This window comes from Ideonella azotifigens, assembly GCF_021043325.1.
GTDB classification, from domain to species: Bacteria; Pseudomonadota; Gammaproteobacteria; order Burkholderiales; family Burkholderiaceae_C; genus Ideonella; species Ideonella azotifigens.
In genome coordinates, this window is record NZ_JAJNKD010000007.1 from 12,300 (window position 1) to 27,579 (window position 15,280).

At 65.5% G+C, this 15,280-nt stretch carries 10 protein-coding genes and 1 tRNA gene; 6 read left to right on the forward strand and 5 right to left on the reverse strand.

Annotated elements, in window-relative coordinates; all coding sequences use genetic code 11:
• Nucleotides 1-644 precede the first annotated feature (644 nt).
• A complete protein-coding gene (locus LRH25_RS15930) occupies nt 645-2,333 on the forward strand; it encodes a site-specific integrase (protein ID WP_231011616.1) in 1,689 nt (562 codons plus the stop codon).
• Between the two features lie 72 nt (nt 2,334-2,405).
• Here LRH25_RS15930 and LRH25_RS15935 read toward each other — a convergent pair whose 3' ends face one another.
• Together LRH25_RS15935 and LRH25_RS15940 are read right to left on the reverse strand one after the other, a co-directional pair.
• Nucleotides 2,406-3,317 carry a ParB/RepB/Spo0J family partition protein gene (locus LRH25_RS15935; protein WP_231011618.1) on the reverse strand — a complete coding sequence of 304 codons (912 nt, stop codon included), beginning with the start codon at nt 3,315-3,317 and terminating at the stop codon, nt 2,406-2,408.
• 128 nt (nt 3,318-3,445) lie between these two features.
• Complete coding sequence (locus LRH25_RS15940) at nt 3,446-4,729, reverse strand: AAA family ATPase (protein WP_231011619.1); 1,284 nt, start codon at nt 4,727-4,729, stop codon at nt 3,446-3,448.
• Nucleotides 4,730-5,739: 1,010 nt separating this feature from the next.
• Here LRH25_RS15940 and LRH25_RS15945 point away from each other — a divergent pair.
• Both LRH25_RS15945 and LRH25_RS15950 read left to right on the forward strand, forming a co-directional pair.
• Entirely contained in the window at nt 5,740-7,221 is a 1,482-nt protein-coding gene (locus tag LRH25_RS15945) for a replication initiation protein (protein WP_170200721.1), read from the forward strand.
• Between the two features lie 288 nt (nt 7,222-7,509).
• On the forward strand, nt 7,510-7,764 hold the full coding sequence (locus LRH25_RS15950) for a hypothetical protein (RefSeq protein ID WP_231011620.1): 255 nt from the start codon (nt 7,510-7,512) through the stop codon (nt 7,762-7,764).
• A 10-nt stretch (nt 7,765-7,774) separates the two neighbouring features.
• Here LRH25_RS15950 and LRH25_RS15955 read toward each other — a convergent pair whose 3' ends face one another.
• Nucleotides 7,775-10,483: a putative bifunctional diguanylate cyclase/phosphodiesterase gene (locus LRH25_RS15955; protein WP_170200720.1), complete on the reverse strand. Its 2,709-nt coding sequence runs from the start codon at nt 10,481-10,483 to the stop codon at nt 7,775-7,777.
• 414 nt (nt 10,484-10,897) lie between these two features.
• Here LRH25_RS15955 and LRH25_RS15960 point away from each other — a divergent pair, with 414 nt between their 5' ends.
• A complete protein-coding gene (locus LRH25_RS15960; RefSeq protein ID WP_231011783.1) occupies nt 10,898-11,302 on the forward strand; it encodes a DsrE family protein in 405 nt (134 codons plus the stop codon).
• A gap of 104 nt (nt 11,303-11,406) precedes the next feature.
• On the opposite strand, the gene LRH25_RS15965 is transcribed toward LRH25_RS15960, so the two are convergent.
• Nucleotides 11,407-12,174 (reverse strand): fumarylacetoacetate hydrolase family protein, encoded by a 768-nt coding sequence (locus tag LRH25_RS15965; protein ID WP_231011624.1) that lies wholly within the window; start codon nt 12,172-12,174, stop codon nt 11,407-11,409.
• A gap of 161 nt (nt 12,175-12,335) precedes the next feature.
• On the opposite strand from LRH25_RS15965, the gene LRH25_RS15970 reads away from it, so the two are divergent.
• Nucleotides 12,336-12,420, forward strand: a tRNA-Leu gene (locus LRH25_RS15970).
• Nucleotides 12,421-12,704: 284 nt separating this feature from the next.
• Complete coding sequence (locus LRH25_RS15975) at nt 12,705-13,994, forward strand: hypothetical protein (protein WP_231011625.1); 1,290 nt, start codon at nt 12,705-12,707, stop codon at nt 13,992-13,994.
• 13 nt (nt 13,995-14,007) lie between these two features.
• Here LRH25_RS15975 and pobA read toward each other — a convergent pair whose 3' ends face one another.
• Complete coding sequence (gene pobA / locus LRH25_RS15980) at nt 14,008-15,207, reverse strand: 4-hydroxybenzoate 3-monooxygenase (protein WP_141289507.1); 1,200 nt, start codon at nt 15,205-15,207, stop codon at nt 14,008-14,010.
• Nucleotides 15,208-15,280: the final 73 nt, after the last annotated feature.

A 15,280-nucleotide genomic window follows, 5' to 3' on the forward strand; every position in this document is an offset into this window, starting at 1 on the left:
CCACAGGCCGTAACCAGGAAACCACGCCGCTCGCGCACTGCAAATCCACCCGTCATGCCAACTCCCAACGCTGTCTTTGGCGCAAATACCGCGTGCAGTGTCGCATCTGCAATCCGGCCAACTGGGCAATACCGTGTCAATGTTAGTTATGTCAAATATAAAACCGTTGGAGCCCAGCGGCAGCCTTGCTGCGGGTCTTTCCAGGCTTTCTGCAAGGGAAGGCGGCGATCCGGCCGATAAGACATCCAGGGATCGGTAGCCTGATACTAAGATTAGCGTAATAATCTTAGTATTGAAAATTTACGACAATTCGGACACCAATCCGCCGGCCAGCAATAAGCCCTGTGAAATCAAGCACTTACGCACCTCGGATCGGCGCCCACCATTTCGCTCACTTGCGCGCAGTGGCCGAGGGTTTGCCCATTGCTGTGTCGGCCCAGCGCTACCTGGGGATCGAGCACGGCAATCAGGCCGTTGGAGCGCACCGGCAGGTGGTGGATCACCTGCGCAGCCTGGCCCGCAGGCGGGGCGACAAGGCCTGGCGCCTGGTCGGGCTGACGATCCGCCTGCGCGACCACGCCGGCCAACCCTCACTGGAGGACTTCGTCGCAGAGCGTGACCTGGAGGACTGGTCAGAAGCCGAGGTGCTGCAGCTCTACGCGGAGGCGTATCCGAACGACAGACGTGCGGATCGCCGGCAGCGTCTGCGCGAACGGCAACTCCAGCTGCTGCGCGCGCTGGAGCTGACCGCCACGGAGACGCCCCGACCCGAAGACCCACTGGACGCCTGGCTGGATCCGCAAATGGCCGAACGGCTGATGCGCGCTGGCTTGGTGTGCTTGGGCGATCTTCAGGCGAGAGTTGCCCGGGGCGGCCACTGGTGGCGGGGCCTAGCCTCCATCGGACAGATCAAGGCGCAACGCCTGGCGCAGCATCTGCAAAGTCTGTTGCCGCCCTCCTCTACCCCGCCCGCTGCCAATCGCCGGTTCGCACTGGCAATGCGCGGGCAGCCAGAAGGGGCTGGGTCGCCAGCGCAAGACGGCACCGCGGGGCGACACCCGTCGGTCGAAATCGTGGCTCGCCAGGAGGCCGACAGGCCCATTCGTGGCGACACCACAGCGCAAAGGCCACCCGCCAGAACGCCGCCAGCGGCGTTTTCCGAGGTCGACGCACCCACCAGTGGCTTGGACACCTTTTTTTCGCCCAAACAGGGCATCAAGGGCCTTGCCGGGCAAGTGGCCGATTCGGTCGCTTTTGACAATCCGCCACCAACATTGCCGCGCTCGACGTCCCCTCCCCTGATCAGCGCCCGCAATGACCTGGAGGCGATTCAGGCTTGGATTGCAGCTCGCGCCGGTGCCAGCACCACTGCCACCAGCTATCGCCGCGAAGCGCTGCGCTTGTTGCTGTGGCTCAACGAGGTGCGCAGAAAAGGACTACGCGAAACCGATGTTGACGACTGCCTGGCCTACATGGCGTTTCTGGAGAACTTGCCGGCGGATTGGATTTCACGTCGCCACAGCGGTGTGATGGGTGAAGGTTGGGCGCCCTTTCGTGGGCCACTCAGCCTGGCCAGCCGGCGGCAGGCAGTGATCGTGCTGGGCAGCTTCTTTCGCTGGCTCGTCGACGTGGGCTATCTCGCGGCCCGCAACCCCTGGACGCTGGTGAACCGCCGCACCGGCGACGATGCTTTGCGGCATGAGCTGGATTCGCGCGCATTCACGCCGGAGGCCTGGCAAGCCATGCTGGCCTGCATCCAGGCTCAGGCGCCCTCCCCTTCCAGGGACCGCATGCTGTTCGTGCTGGGATTTGTGGAGGCCACCGGCCTGCGCGCGGCCGAGTTGCTGAGCGCCAAGCTGGGTGCCTTTCGCTCGCACAAAGGACGCCTGGCGCTACAGGTGCACGGCAAGGGTGCTCGCAACCGGGTCGTCGCGGTGCCGGGACAGGCCGAGCAAGCGCTGCAGACTTACCTGACGCAGCGCGGCTTGCCTGCGATGGTGCTGGCAGCGCCTCCCGAGTTGCCACTGGTGGCCAGCGCGGCGGACCCACTGGCACCCATCGGCTACCAGGCGCTGTACCAGACGGTGAAGCGCTGGGTGATGCTGGCCTTGCGTCAGAGTTCGCTTGCCCCCACGGAGTTGGCGATTGCGATGAAGGCATCTCCCCACTGGCTGCGCCACACCTTCGGCACCCGTGCGCTTGAGCGCAAGGCGCCGCTGGAGGTAGTGCAAAGGCAGTTGGGCCACGCCGATCCACGCACGACGATGCGCTATGCCAGGGCTCAACTGGAGCGCCTGCAGGCCGAAATGAACGAGGCATTTGGCGGCAACTGACTCGCCTGGCCTCCAGTCGTCGCCAAACTTGGCCCGTTGAACCGTTCAACGGTGGCCAGCGGCCACGTGTATTCAGCCCTTGAGGAAGCTCTCCAGCAGGGACATCAGCTCCGCTTGCCTGGCCGCAGGCACCGCGCCCGCTTCAAGCTTGACCGTCACCCTGCCCTTGGCATCGCGGCTCACCGTCGCCAGCGCCTTGCCTTTGCGCAGGATGCGTTGAGGCTCGCCTATGGCCACTGCCGAAGCAGCAGCCGGTTTGATCAGCGCGTCAAACACCTGCACCGCCGACCCGGCAACAGCACCTTCTTCGCGCAGGGCCCGCGCGCGAGCCAGCGTGCCGTCCGGGTCTTTTTGCAAGGCTTCGGACAAAGGCTGAGCCCAGCGGAACTGGATGTCCAGCGGCGACGGAAAGGCGGCAACCACTGCATCCGGCAGGCGTGCGAGAGAAACACTCTTCGACACCAGCGAGACGTCGACCCGCACCGCTTCAGCCAACTTGCGCAGCGATGGATAAAGCCCTTCGTCCAGTGCCTTGCGGTACATGCAGCCCTGCTCCCAGGCGCTCAGGTTCTTGCGGCCGCGGTTTTCACGCTCCATGGCCTCAAACAATTCCTGGTCTGTCGCCGGCTCCACCATCGCGCGAACCGGCAGGCCAAGCTCCAGGCAGGCCCGGTGCCGGCGGTGGCCAAACACCAATTCGTACAACGCGCCCTGCCCTGCCCCGGCCTCTGTTGAACCGTTCAACAACTCTGCTGCCGCCAACGGCCGCACGCGAATCGGTTGCACATTTCCACCGGCGGATTCGATCTCGTCGCGCAGTTCAGCGAAGTCCGCCGATGCAAAAGAGGCGTCGTGCCGATTGGCCCAGCGCGAGGCACGAATCAGTGCCGGGTCGATCAATCGAACCGGCGAAGCACCATCAAAGGACTTCAGGCGCTCGCGCAAATCATCGGCTTCCTTGATGGCGGCGCTCTGGCTGGACATGAAGTGCAACATCGAGCCCGGCGCCGTCTTGGGGCGATTGACGTCTTGCACCAGCTCCGGACGGGGTGCACCGGTGGCTGGCAGGTTCAGGGTCTGGATCAGCCCCGCCTTGGCTGCAAGCTTTTTGCTCATCGCTTGGCTCCTTGCTTAGGTGTCGGCACCGAAGACGCTGTTGAACGGTTCAACACCCCGCCAGCCCCCTGCCCCGCCGGCACCTTTTGCGGGGGCCTGGCCTCCAGCTGCTTTTGCCAGACGGAATGAACCGAGCCGTCGATGTAGCCAACGAAGGAGTCATAAGCATCCCTTGCCCGTTTGAAAGTACGCGCCGAACCGTCGTACCTGGCCACGTCGTAAACCGTTCCAAACTCGGCTGCCGTCACGCCGATCACGGCGGTTTTCGGAATCTCGACAGGCAGCACCTTCTCGGCATAGGTCTGGCCAATCCACTGCCGCACGATGTTGCTTGCGGAGTCGGTTGAGTCCACGCGCGACAGCAGGATGTGAATGAAATCGAACTCCTTGGTCAGCCCCCGCTTGGTCAAGAGCTCGCTGGTGAGATCTGAGAACAAGCTCCAGAACTGCGAGGCCGAGGCGAAATCCAGCGCGTTGGGCGGCAGCGGCATGATGATGCCGTTCGAGGCCATGAACGCGTTGATGGTGGTGTACGACAGCGCGGGTGGCGTGTCGATGATGATCACGTCGTACTCGTCACGCACATCGTCGATGCCCAGGTCCAGGACCCGCCAGAACTCGAAGCCAGGTTCCTGCGTCTGGCGGGCCGGCAACGCAAACTCGGCACCAAACAACACTGGCGCGGCCGCGACCAGGTCAATGCCATCCCAGTACGTCGGCCGGATGGCATAACGGATCGAGGTCTCCGAGCCCATGGCCAGCGGCAGGATGGTGTCCTCCTCCTCCACCTCGGTGTCCGGCAGGATGCCGAACAAGGTGGTCAGGGACCCCTGAGGATCGGTGTCGATCACCAGAACCTTGTGCCCCAGCAGCGACAGGCCCTGGGCCAAGGTGACCGCTGTGGTGGTCTTGCTCACACCACCTTTGAAATTGCCGATGCTCAGCGTGACGGCTTCAGCCCCCTCTGGCCTGAGACCGTCCTTGCGGTATTCGCGGATCCAGGTACGCGCTTCCGCCAGGCTGAATTCGCGTCGGCTACCCGAAGCATTCAGCTGACCCGCTGGCAAATCGCCCTTGCTCAGGCGATGGCTCAGCGAGCCTTTTTCAATGCCACATTGCGCGGCCAGCTGGCTGAGATTGAAAATTGGTGGCGACTTGCGCGCCGTGGGCGCCAGCATTGCCGAGCGGATCTGCACCATCATGGCGACTGCACGTTCCGCCTGGTCCGCGATGTCCGCCAGCGAAATACTGCGCGGTGCTTTGAATGTGATTCTGTCCAACGTAGGGCTCCCAACAGTTGACGATTCGAAGCCTTGACGCTGAATCGTTGAATGGCCTGCATTTTGTCAACTTATGGCCCTTTAGGAAAGTCTTCTCTTTCCTTGGCTTCTGCCCGAGCTTGCTGTTGAACCGTTCAACACAGTAGGTTGAAGCGGATTCGAGCACCTTGGCTGTTCAAGGAAGTTCAGACCCTTTGAGTTCTTTAAATCCTTTAGGCGGGATATTATCCTTTCGTATCAAAGACTTAGCTCTCTTTGGATGCGTGGATACGGGATGAGCCGGCGGGTTTTCGGGGCCAAATGGAGTGCGCACAGGGCGGAGTGGAGATTCGTCGGGAACCAGCATGCGTGCATGCGGGATTGCCTTGCAAATCGCTGAACGGCTTTGGGCCATGGCTGGTTGGCGGCCGGGATCGGGCTGGCGCCCTCGGCGCATGAGCCCGAACCGGCGGTTCCAGGTGCAGGTTTTCGGGAGAGTGCGTGCTCTTCCCACGCTGGCTGGCCGGGGAAGCCGGGCGGTTGGCGCTGTGGCGCCGCAAACCAGGGCGCTGCGAGCTGTCTGGCAGGTTTCCCGGGCTTGAAAGTAGGTTCAGACCGGTGCCGTCACTGCGCCCTACCCTGCGCATTTGCGCCTGCAGCATTCAGGTGAGACTTTTCAGGAGCTGTTTTTCGGCCTGCTGTCCTGAAAATCCTCCGGTCAGGCCAGCCTGTTGCGCTGATACGGTTTCGCAGTCGGAGGCCGAACTGGCAATGCGTTGGCATGTTCGTGATGCGTCAGGCGTCAGCGCCTGTGTCGCTGAGGTGACGGTATTCAGGACTGAGGTGAATGCCTGACTCACCTGCCGGAGCGCAGGCTAGGGGCCTCGAAACCGTGGTCATTGCCCATGTGAAAGCGCTACTAACATCTACGGTACAGTCCAGACATGAGTGCGCGCGACCGCCCTGCCCCTCCGCCGGATCAGGAAACGGCCCATGCACCTGTGCCGCAGCCGGCCCGCCGGCGAGCCCCCTTGGGTCAAGGCCTGGCCACGCGCGGCTTTGCTGCCGACGCGGTCGGCGCGCCGCCGCTGCGCAAGCCGGTCAACACGCTGGCCATCGTGCCCAAGTCGGCCCGCATCACCTCGCTGGGCCGCAAGGCCTACAACGTGCTGCTGTACGAAGCGCAGGAGCAGGGGCTGGACAAGGACGTGTTCCGCATCCCGCTGGAACGCGTGGTGCGCGGCGTCGATTTCGATTCGAACGATCACGCGCTGATCAAGAAACACTTGCGCGCCATGGTTTCGACCACCGTGGAGTGGCAGTCGCCCACCACCGGCGAAGGGGCGGCCTGGAACGTGTCGGGCTTGCTGGCGCATGCACGCCTGGCCAAGGAGCGCGGGCAGGTCTGGGTGGAATGGTCGTATGCGGTGAACCTGAAGCAGGAACTGCTGGAACCCACGGTGTTTGCCCGGCTGAAACTGGAAGTCATCAGCCAGTTGCGCTCACACGCCGGCATTGCGCTCTACGAGATCTGCACCCGCTACAAGGATGTGGGCCGAACCTCGCGCCAGCACTGGCGCTGGTGGCGGCCGGTGCTGAGCGGCCAGCCCGAGTCCGAACGCACCGCCAAGCTGGAATACCGCATCTTCAAGCGCGACACCTTGAAGCTGGCGATTGCCGAAGTCAGCAGCATCACCGACCTGGAGGTCGAGCTGGTCGAGCACAAGGAAGGGCGCTTCATCAGCGAGATCCAGTTCCTGATCCGCCAGAAGCAGCAGTCGGCCTTGCCGCTGCGCCATCCGCCTGATGCGATCGACCTGAGCCTGGTGGTTCGCGCGCGCGAGCTGGGGGTCGACGAGGACAAGGCGGAGGAGCTGCTGCTGCAGCATGGCACGGAGGCCATGCGCAGCGGCCTGGACCTGCTGGCCAAGCGTGCAGCCTCGGAATTCCCGGGGCCGCTGCGCGACCCTTACCGCTACCTGCGGTCCTTGATGCCCGGCGAAGTGGCGCGGGTCACTGCCGTTGCCGAGGCGAAAAGCGCCCAGGAAAAAGGGCAGGAAAAGGGCAAGGCCAGGCCGGTAACCGATTCAGCATTGGGCAGCCGCCAGTTGCTGACGGCAGGACCGTCGGCGCCTCGCGAACCCGGACGCGAGGCCAGCCGTGAAGGGGAGGGCGTGCCGCGCGGCAGCGAAGGCCGCGAACTGCAGGCCAGGCGCCAGTCGCGCTGGACCGAAGAATGGATACGCCGCCGGCGTGAGCAGGTGGCGGCCGACATTGCCGCGCTGTCTGCCGAGGCCCAGGCTGAACTGGCGGCGGACCTGCTGATCGACATGGAAGCGCGGCAGGTCCATCCGTCGATCCGCAAGCGTCTGCAGACCAGCGGTTGGCAGCATCCGCTGGTCCTGCCGGAAATGTTGCGCTATTTCGCCCAAGGCAGCCTGGGTGACAACTGGGACCAGCCGACACCGCAGCAACTGCTGCAGGTGGCGGCCGAACTGGGTGACGCGGGCTGAAACGCGGCGCAGGCAGGCTTCGAGGCTTTGTCCCCGTCTGAGGTGCGCAAGCCTGTGGACAAACCTGGGAGGGCGCCGCCAAGCCCTTGATTTCACTGACGCTTTGTTCCGGTGCCCGGGAATGCGGCAGCCGTGTGGCCGGCCGAGGCATCTCGTGCGACAGTGGCCATTGCTTTTGCTGCCCACCAAGCCACTGTGTCCGAAGATCAACTCACCCCGCTGCCAGACAGCTTTCTAGCCCTGTATGGTGGTGCGTCCTCGCACCGCGCTCGCCGATTGACGGTGCCCATGGACGAAGTGCGCACTCGCTATGAACTCTGCGAGGACCTGGCCGGCCACCTGGTCAGCAGTGCGCAAGGCCTGCACCATGACGATGGCTTGGCGGAAGACGATGTGCTGCTTCGCTGCCTGCAGGCGCTGCAACAGCCGGCCTCAGGCTTGCAGCCAGGCGAGGGTGCCTGGGTGGTACAGCGCCTGGCCGAGCTCTTGCGCTGGACTTGCCCGGACCTGGCCGCGTCGTCCCGGCATCGTGAATTGAAGTGAGCGCCTGCCTTCATTTGGCTGGGCAGACACCTTCCGTCTCGGCCAGCCAGCGCGACAAGGATTCACCGTCCATGGGCCTGGCGAACAGGTAGCCCTGGCCATAGTCGCAGCCGGCCGCCTGCAGCAGCTGCCGCTGCTCTTCGGTTTCCACGCCCTCGGCCACGACCTTCATGCCCAGTTCGTGGGCCATGCCGATGATGGCCTTGCACAGCGCGATGTTCTTCGACGTGGCCGACAGCCCGCGCACAAACACCTGGTCGATCTTCAGGAAGTCGATGTCGAACTTCTGCAGGTAGGACAGCGACGAATAGCCGGTGCCGAAGTCGTCCAGCGACACCGGCATGCCGGCCTGCTTCAAGTGGGCCAGTTGCTCGAAGACATGGCTGTCCGCCTCCAGCAGCAGGCCTTCGGTGATCTCCACCACCACACACTCGCCCGGTAAGCCCTGGTCGGCCAGGTGCCGGGCCCAGGCCTGCGCGGTGCCGGCAGCGCTGCGGAACTGCACCGGCGACTTGTTGACGCTGATCTGGAACCGCGGGTCGTGCGACACGCGCCAGGCTGCCACCTGCTGCACGGCCTGGCGAAACACCCAGTCCCCGAGTTCGACGATCACGCCACTGGCCTCGGCAATGGGCACGAACAGGCCCGGGCTGACCAGGCCGCGCTGCGGATGCTGCCAGCGCACCAGCGCCTCGGCCTTGTGCACTTCGCCGGTGGCCATATCGACGATGGGCTGGTAGTGCACCCGGAACTGCGCCTCGGCCAGCGCGCTGCGCAAATCGGTCGCCAGCCGCATGCGGGTCTGCGCCGCCTCCTGCAGCGCAGGCGTGAAGTGGCTGAAGCGGTTGCGCCCGCCGTCCTTGGCGGCATAGAGGGCCTGGTCGGCATGCTTGAGCAGCTCGTCTATGACCTGGGCGTCGGCCGGGTAGCAGGCAATGCCGATGCTGGCCGAAATGAAGGCGCGTTCATGTCCCAGCTGGAAGGGCGTGCTCAGGCTGTGGATCAGCTGCTGAGCCACCGCCTCCGCGCGTGCGGCGTCCTGCATCGCCGGCAGCACGACGGTGAACTCGTCGCCGCCCATGCGGGCCACCGTGTCCTTTGGCCCGAGACATGCGCCGATGCGGCGTGCCGCCTCCAGCAGCAACTCGTCACCCTGCGCGTGGCCCAGTGTGTCGTTGACCTCCTTGAAGTGGTCCAGGTCGATGAACATCAGGGCCAGCGTTTGGCCGCCCTCAGCGGCGCGGGCCAGTGACTGCTCCAGCCGGTCGCGCAGCATGCGGCGATTCGGCAGCCCGGTCAGCGCATCAAAGTGGGCCTGCTGCCAGATCAGCGCCTCGGATTCCTTCCAGCGCGTGATGTCGGTGTGCGTGCCGATCATGCGCAGTGGCCGGCCTTGCTCGTCGCGGGCGATCACCATGCCGCGACTCATCACCCATTTCCAGCTGCCATCCTTGCAGCGCACGCGGTGCTCGTGCACATAGCTGGCCGTGCGGCCGGCGAAATGGTCTTCGCGCGCGCGCTCCAACGAGGCCAGGTCATCCGGGTGGGTGCGGCCGTCCATCGCGTCGGCCCGGTTTGGCAGCTCGGCTTCGCTGTAGCCGTACATCTCGCGAAAGCGCCGCGAGAAGATCTCGACGCCGGTTTGCACGTGCCAGTCCCAGACGCCGTCGCCGGTGCTTTCCAGGGCCAGCTTCCAGCGCTCCTCGTTCTCGCGCAGCCGGGCTTCGGTGCGCTTGCGCTCGGTGATGTCGACGATCAGGCCGTAGCGCATCATGCCGTGCTCGTCCTGCTGGGCGCTGGAGGTCTGGAGGTGGATCCACTTCTCGGTGCCGTCGGCCAGCACGATGCGGTACTCCATCTCGATGTCCAGCCCAGCCGCTCGCGAGGCTTGCATTTGCGCCAGCACCCTGTCACGGTCGTCCGGGTGGCGAAAGCGGGCCAGGGCCTGGCTGTCGAGGATCACCTGCTCGGGCTCGATGCCGTAGAGCTCGCGCACGCCGGGGCTGACGTAGAGGAAGCGGTAACTGCCGTCGGATTTCATCCGCAACTGGTAGATCACACCCGGCATCTGTGCGGCGATGCGGCGAAAGCTTTCCTCGTTGACGCGGTGCGCCTCGGCGGCCGCCTTCAGCTGGGCCTGGCTGTTGCGCATCGCGCTCAGCGCGCTGAGCTGGCTTGCCAGTGCGGACTCCAGCCCGGCCAGCAGCGCGGCAATCGCCAGCACCAAGGTGCCGTCTGCCAGGCAGAAGTTGGCGATCATCACCAGCCAGGTGACGAAGTCGACCGAGCTCAGGCCTGGCAGCGGCAGCCATTGGGCCAGCCCGCCCAGGGTCACCAGGCCCAGCACGTTCAGCAGCAAGGCCAGCGCGGCCGTGCGCATGCCGCACAACAGCACCGCCAGCGCCGGCACCACCATCAGGTAGATCAGGTTGACCGGGCCAACCAGGGCCACCAGGCCCATGCCCAGCACGAACACCAAGCCCATCAACAGGTAGGCCCGCCCGGCCAGTGGCCAGTTGCTGCGCCAGCGCAGCAGGGCCAGCAGGCCCAGCAAGCTCGCATCCATCACCGGCACCGGCCACAAGCCATTGCGCCAGGCCAGCCAGGCGCTGGGCAGCGCGATCAAGCTGCCCAGCAGCAGCAGCACGGTCAGCAGCGTGTCCAGCACGCGGGTACGCCAGGCCCGCAGGTCTTGCAGATCGTGCGAAGGGCGGAGCAACAGTCGCAGGACGCGGAACAAATCGAAGCTCCGTAAACAGCCCGGAGGCCGGGGGCGGGCGGACAGCCAACAGCGCATCGCCAGCTGCAAGCATCCTACCGCTGCCTCGCTGCAAGCAAAACGGCCCCGGTGCAGCCATGCACAGAGGCCGAAGATCGGGTTCAGTTGAACGGCAGTTTGGTTGGCAATCTCATGCGAGTGCCCAGCCGGTGAAGACCGGGTGTGGCTCAACCTGCTTGACGTTCTTTCGACAAGCGCCTAGTCTTTTTGACCCACTTCCTCATGGCCCCCATGCAAGAACAGTCCACACGAGCGACGTTTCACGGATTGAATGGCGCAGAGCCTCCTGCCTCGCACGGCGGGCCCAGGCGCTGGATGGTCGCCTTGCTGCTGGCCGTGGCCGCGGGCATGCCGATGCAAGCCGGCGCGGCCGAGTCTGTCGCCGCCGTACCGGCCAGCGCGCCTGCAGGCGACAAGGTCGTCTACCACGTGGGCGACACCGAGTCGCAGGCGCTGCAGGCCTTGCGCAATGTGCGCAACCACCTGGACGCCGACCCGACGGCGCAGATCACCGTGGTTACGCTGGCCACCGGCGTCGACTTCCTGATGGAAGGCGCCAAGGACAAGACCGGCGCGCCTTACGAAGGCCTGGTCGCCGCGCTGCACAACCGCGGCGTGCACTTCGAAGTCTGCGAGATCACGCTGAAGAACCGCGGCCTGTCCAAGGACAAGTTCCTGCAGGAGGCAGACTTCACGCCCTCGGGCGTGGTGCGCCTGGCGAAACTCCAGATCCAGGGCTACGCCTACATCAAACCGTAGATGGGGCACCCGGTCTGGCGAGTACGCCAGCCACCCGCCGGGCGGGTTGCGCAGCCGTCTTGGGGCGGCCCGGCGCCGGCTGCGCTGTCGCGTCGCGGGTTCGATCAGAGCAGCACGGTCAGCGGTGGCAAGCCAGCAAAGGCAACCGTGACCTGCTGGCCGCGGGCCACCTGCAGCGCGCCGTTCCAGCTGCCGGTCGTGACCAGCGTGCCGGCGGGCGCGCTTGCGCCGTGGCGCGTCAGGTGGCGCAGCAGGCCCGGCAGCACCGCGCCGGGATGGCCCAGCGGATGGGTGCCCGTGAACGGTTGCGCTGGCTCGCCGCTGCGGGTCAGCGCCAAGGCTTGCGCGGCCCAGTTGCGCGGCGCGGGTGCCTGCCATGGCCCGAGGCCCAGGCCGCCATGGGACAGGCCGTCGGCCAGCTGCTGATCGGCGCTGGCGGCGCTCGCCCAGCGGGAGGCGGCGAATTCCACCGCCACGGCCAGGCCGTCCAGCAGGGCCCACGCGCTGGCTTCGTCCACCTCTGCGGCCATGGCCGGTGTGACCGGCTGGCCCAGCCGCAGTGCGATCTCGGCTTCCAGCGCGGCACCAGGCCAGGGGCGGGCGCGCCAGTCCAGCGTTTCTCCATCGGCCTGCAGCACGCCGCTCTCGCCCAGCGGCGCATGCCGCAAGGCATCCGGCCCCGGACCGCCGCTTTTCCAGCTGCGCGGCAGGCTGCCCGCCGGCCACCAGCCCAGCGTGTCGCCCACCTGCTGCTGCAGGCCGTAGGCCGCTTCGGCATCGGCCGGCTGGCCGGTCCATTCGGCGGGCGACAGCAGTGCGTGGTGGCGATGGGCGGCGACCAGGGCTTCGGCGAGCGGGTGGAGTTGGGGCATGGCGACGGGCCTCTGAAGTGCAGTCCTCGCAAGACGTGCGCGGACAGGGTTCGATTCCAGCATGCTCCGTGAAATCTTCCCACATTAGAATTTTTGGCACTTTGGCTGGAACATGCTATAGTGCGAGGCTTGCCGGGAAGCAGCAATGCTTTGTCAGCAAAGCCCAGGTGGCGGAATTGGTAGACGCACTAGTTTCAGGTACTAGCGGGTAACTCCGTGGAGGTTCGAGTCCTCTCCTGGGCACCAACACAAAAAAAGGCCAGCGCATTTGCGCTGGCCTTTTGCATTTCTGCGCCTGCAATGCGGGTGCAATGGATCCGTCTGGCGCGCGGTTTCAGGCGGTGAGAGGTTTGTCACGCTTTTTCGGGTGGCAAGGCCCGGTCAGGCCACTCATCCCCTGGCTGTGGGCTGGCCGGCATGATGCATGCATGTCAGCATTCCAGTCGCCCCATGTCCTGGAGTAAATACAGATGTATCGCCTGAAGACTTCCCGCGCTGTGTCGCCCCACCCCGTTCGCCGCCTGCGTTGCATGGCCAGTGGGCTTGCGTTGGGTCTGGCCGTTTCGTTGGCATCGTTGGCGGCACAGGCTGGCACCACCACCAGCACGGTCACCAGCCTGACCAGCCTGTCGCAGCGCATGATCTCGTACCGCCACCAGGAGCACTCGTGGCAGACGGCCGATGGCGGCATTCACGTGCTGATCAACCACACCAAGCAGTCCGGCAACAATTCGCTGACCCTGTATTCCAGCCATGACGCTGGCGCCACCTGGCAGCAGCAGCAGGTCCTCAACGGCACCGGTGCCAGCAATGTGTCGGACGGCTACTACGACAGCGCGACGTCCAGCTTGTCGGTCATCTATGACACCGTCGGCGGTGACATCCGTTTTGTCACCTTCCCGTACGACAGCAGCAAACGCAGCTTTGCGGCTGGCGCGATCCAGACGCTGCCGCGCGGCAGCGCCACCACCAGCGGCGCGAACCCCAGCTTTGTCACCGACACCAAGGGCAACACCTGGGCCGCGTTTGTCGAGACGGACAGCGCGGACGGCAAGTCGGTGATCGTGCTGCACCTGCGCAAGCCCGGCAAGACCAAGTGGAACAACACCGGCCTGCAGTTCGGCCCGAAGGACGCCACCGCGCCTGCTCCTCAGGTCAAGCGCAGCGCTCGCCTGGTGTTGACCCCCGCGGGCGTCGGCATGGTCTTCACGGTGCATGAAACCATGTATTGGTCCGAGCGGCCCGTCAAGGGTGATGCAGGCACTCCGTGGAGCGCGGCACAGACCCTCTACACCAGCCCCAACCCGCCAGACAGCGAGCCAGTGTCCAGCCACTTCAACACCGCGCTGGATGGCAAGGGCTACATCCACCTGGCCTTCGCCGACGGCGGTGCGCTGATGTACATGCGCTACGACGCCAAGTCGCTCGCCTGGAGCCCGTACGCGACGCTGGTGCCGGCCTCGGCAGGCGCGCAGATCACCTATCCGCAAATGGTCTGGCAGGGCAACCAGAACATTGCCATCATCAGCAACTACGGCGAGATGGCCCGCATCTACCAGGCGACCGACCGTGGCACTTCGGCTGCTGCCGGCGACACGGGCGACTTCGCCTGCACCGACCGCTTCCAGCATACGCCGACTTCGCAAACCGGCGGCCTGCAGGACTACACGCTGCCGCGCCTCGAAGCACCATCCAACGCATCGCTGTTCCAGCCGGTGCCGGTGTTCCAGCAGTTCATCGACTACACCAACGGCTACGCCCAGCAGCGCGCGTTGTTCAACTCGTTCTCGCAGTCCGGCACGCCAGGCTGCAAGAACTGACCGCCGGGTGGCTTCAGGCCACCATCGGCAACCCCACATAGTTCTCGGCCATCACCGTCTGCGCGGCCTCCGATTGGCGCAGGTAGTCCAGTTCGGCCTGCTGCATGCGGTCGCCAAAGCCGGCGTTGTCCGGGAACCTGTGCATCAGGGAAGTGAACCACCACGAGAAGCGCTCGGCCTTCCAGATGCGGGCCAGTGCGCGGGCCGAGTAGCCGTCCAGCCCGGCGGCGCTTTTCTCCTGGTAATGCTCGGTCAGCGCCTCGGCCAGGAACTGCACGTCTGACGCAGCCAGGTTCAGCCCCTTGGCGCCCGTCGGCGGCACGATGTGCGCCGCATCGCCCGCAAGGAACAGCCGGCCGAAGCGCATCGGTTCGGTGACGAAGCTGCGAAGCGGTGCAATGCTCTTCTCGATGGCCGGGCCGGTGACCAGTGCGGCCGCCGCTGCCGGGTCCAGCCGGCGCTTGAGCTCATCCCAGAAGGCCTGGTCGCTCCACTGCTCGACCTTGTCCTCCAGCGAGCACTGCAGGTAGTAGCGGCTGCGCGTGGCCGAGCGCATGCTGCACAGCGCGAAACCGCGTTCGTGCCGAACGTAGATCAGCTCATGCGCCACCGGCGGCACGTCCGCCAGGATGCCCAGCCAGCCAAAGGGGTACACCTTTTCAAAGGTGCGCAGCGAGCTTTGCGGCACGCTGGCGCGGCACACGCCGTGGAAGCCGTCGCAGCCCGCAATGAAATCGCAGCGCAGCTCATGGTCCCGGCCCTGGTGCTGGAAGCGCACGCGCGGCGTGTCGCCGTCGAAGTCCAGCACCTCGACATTCGTGGCCTCATACACCGTGGTCAGCCCCTCTTCGGCGCGCGCGGCCATCAGGTCACGCGTGATCTCGGTCTGTCCGTAGACGGTGACCCGCTTGCCGCCGGTGCGTGCATGCAGGTCGATGCGCGAGCGCTGGCCGTCCACGCACAGCTCGAAGCCATCGTGCGGCAGCCCTTCGGCGTGCATGCGGGCCGCCACGCCGGCGCGCTCCAGCAGGTCCACCGTGGTCTGCTCGATCACGCCGGCGCGGATGCGGCCCAGCACGTAGTCGCCGCTGCGCTGCTCCAGCACCACCGCGTCAATGCCGGCCTTGTGCAGCAGCTGGCCCAGCAGCAGCCCAGCCGGGCCGGCGCCGATGATGGCGACCTGGGTGCGCGTGGGAAAGGTGGTGGGCGGCATGGCAAAGCTCCTGGCAATGGTGGCGGGAACAGCAGAAGCAGTGCGTTCGACAGCGCCCGCCGCGCCATCGTCG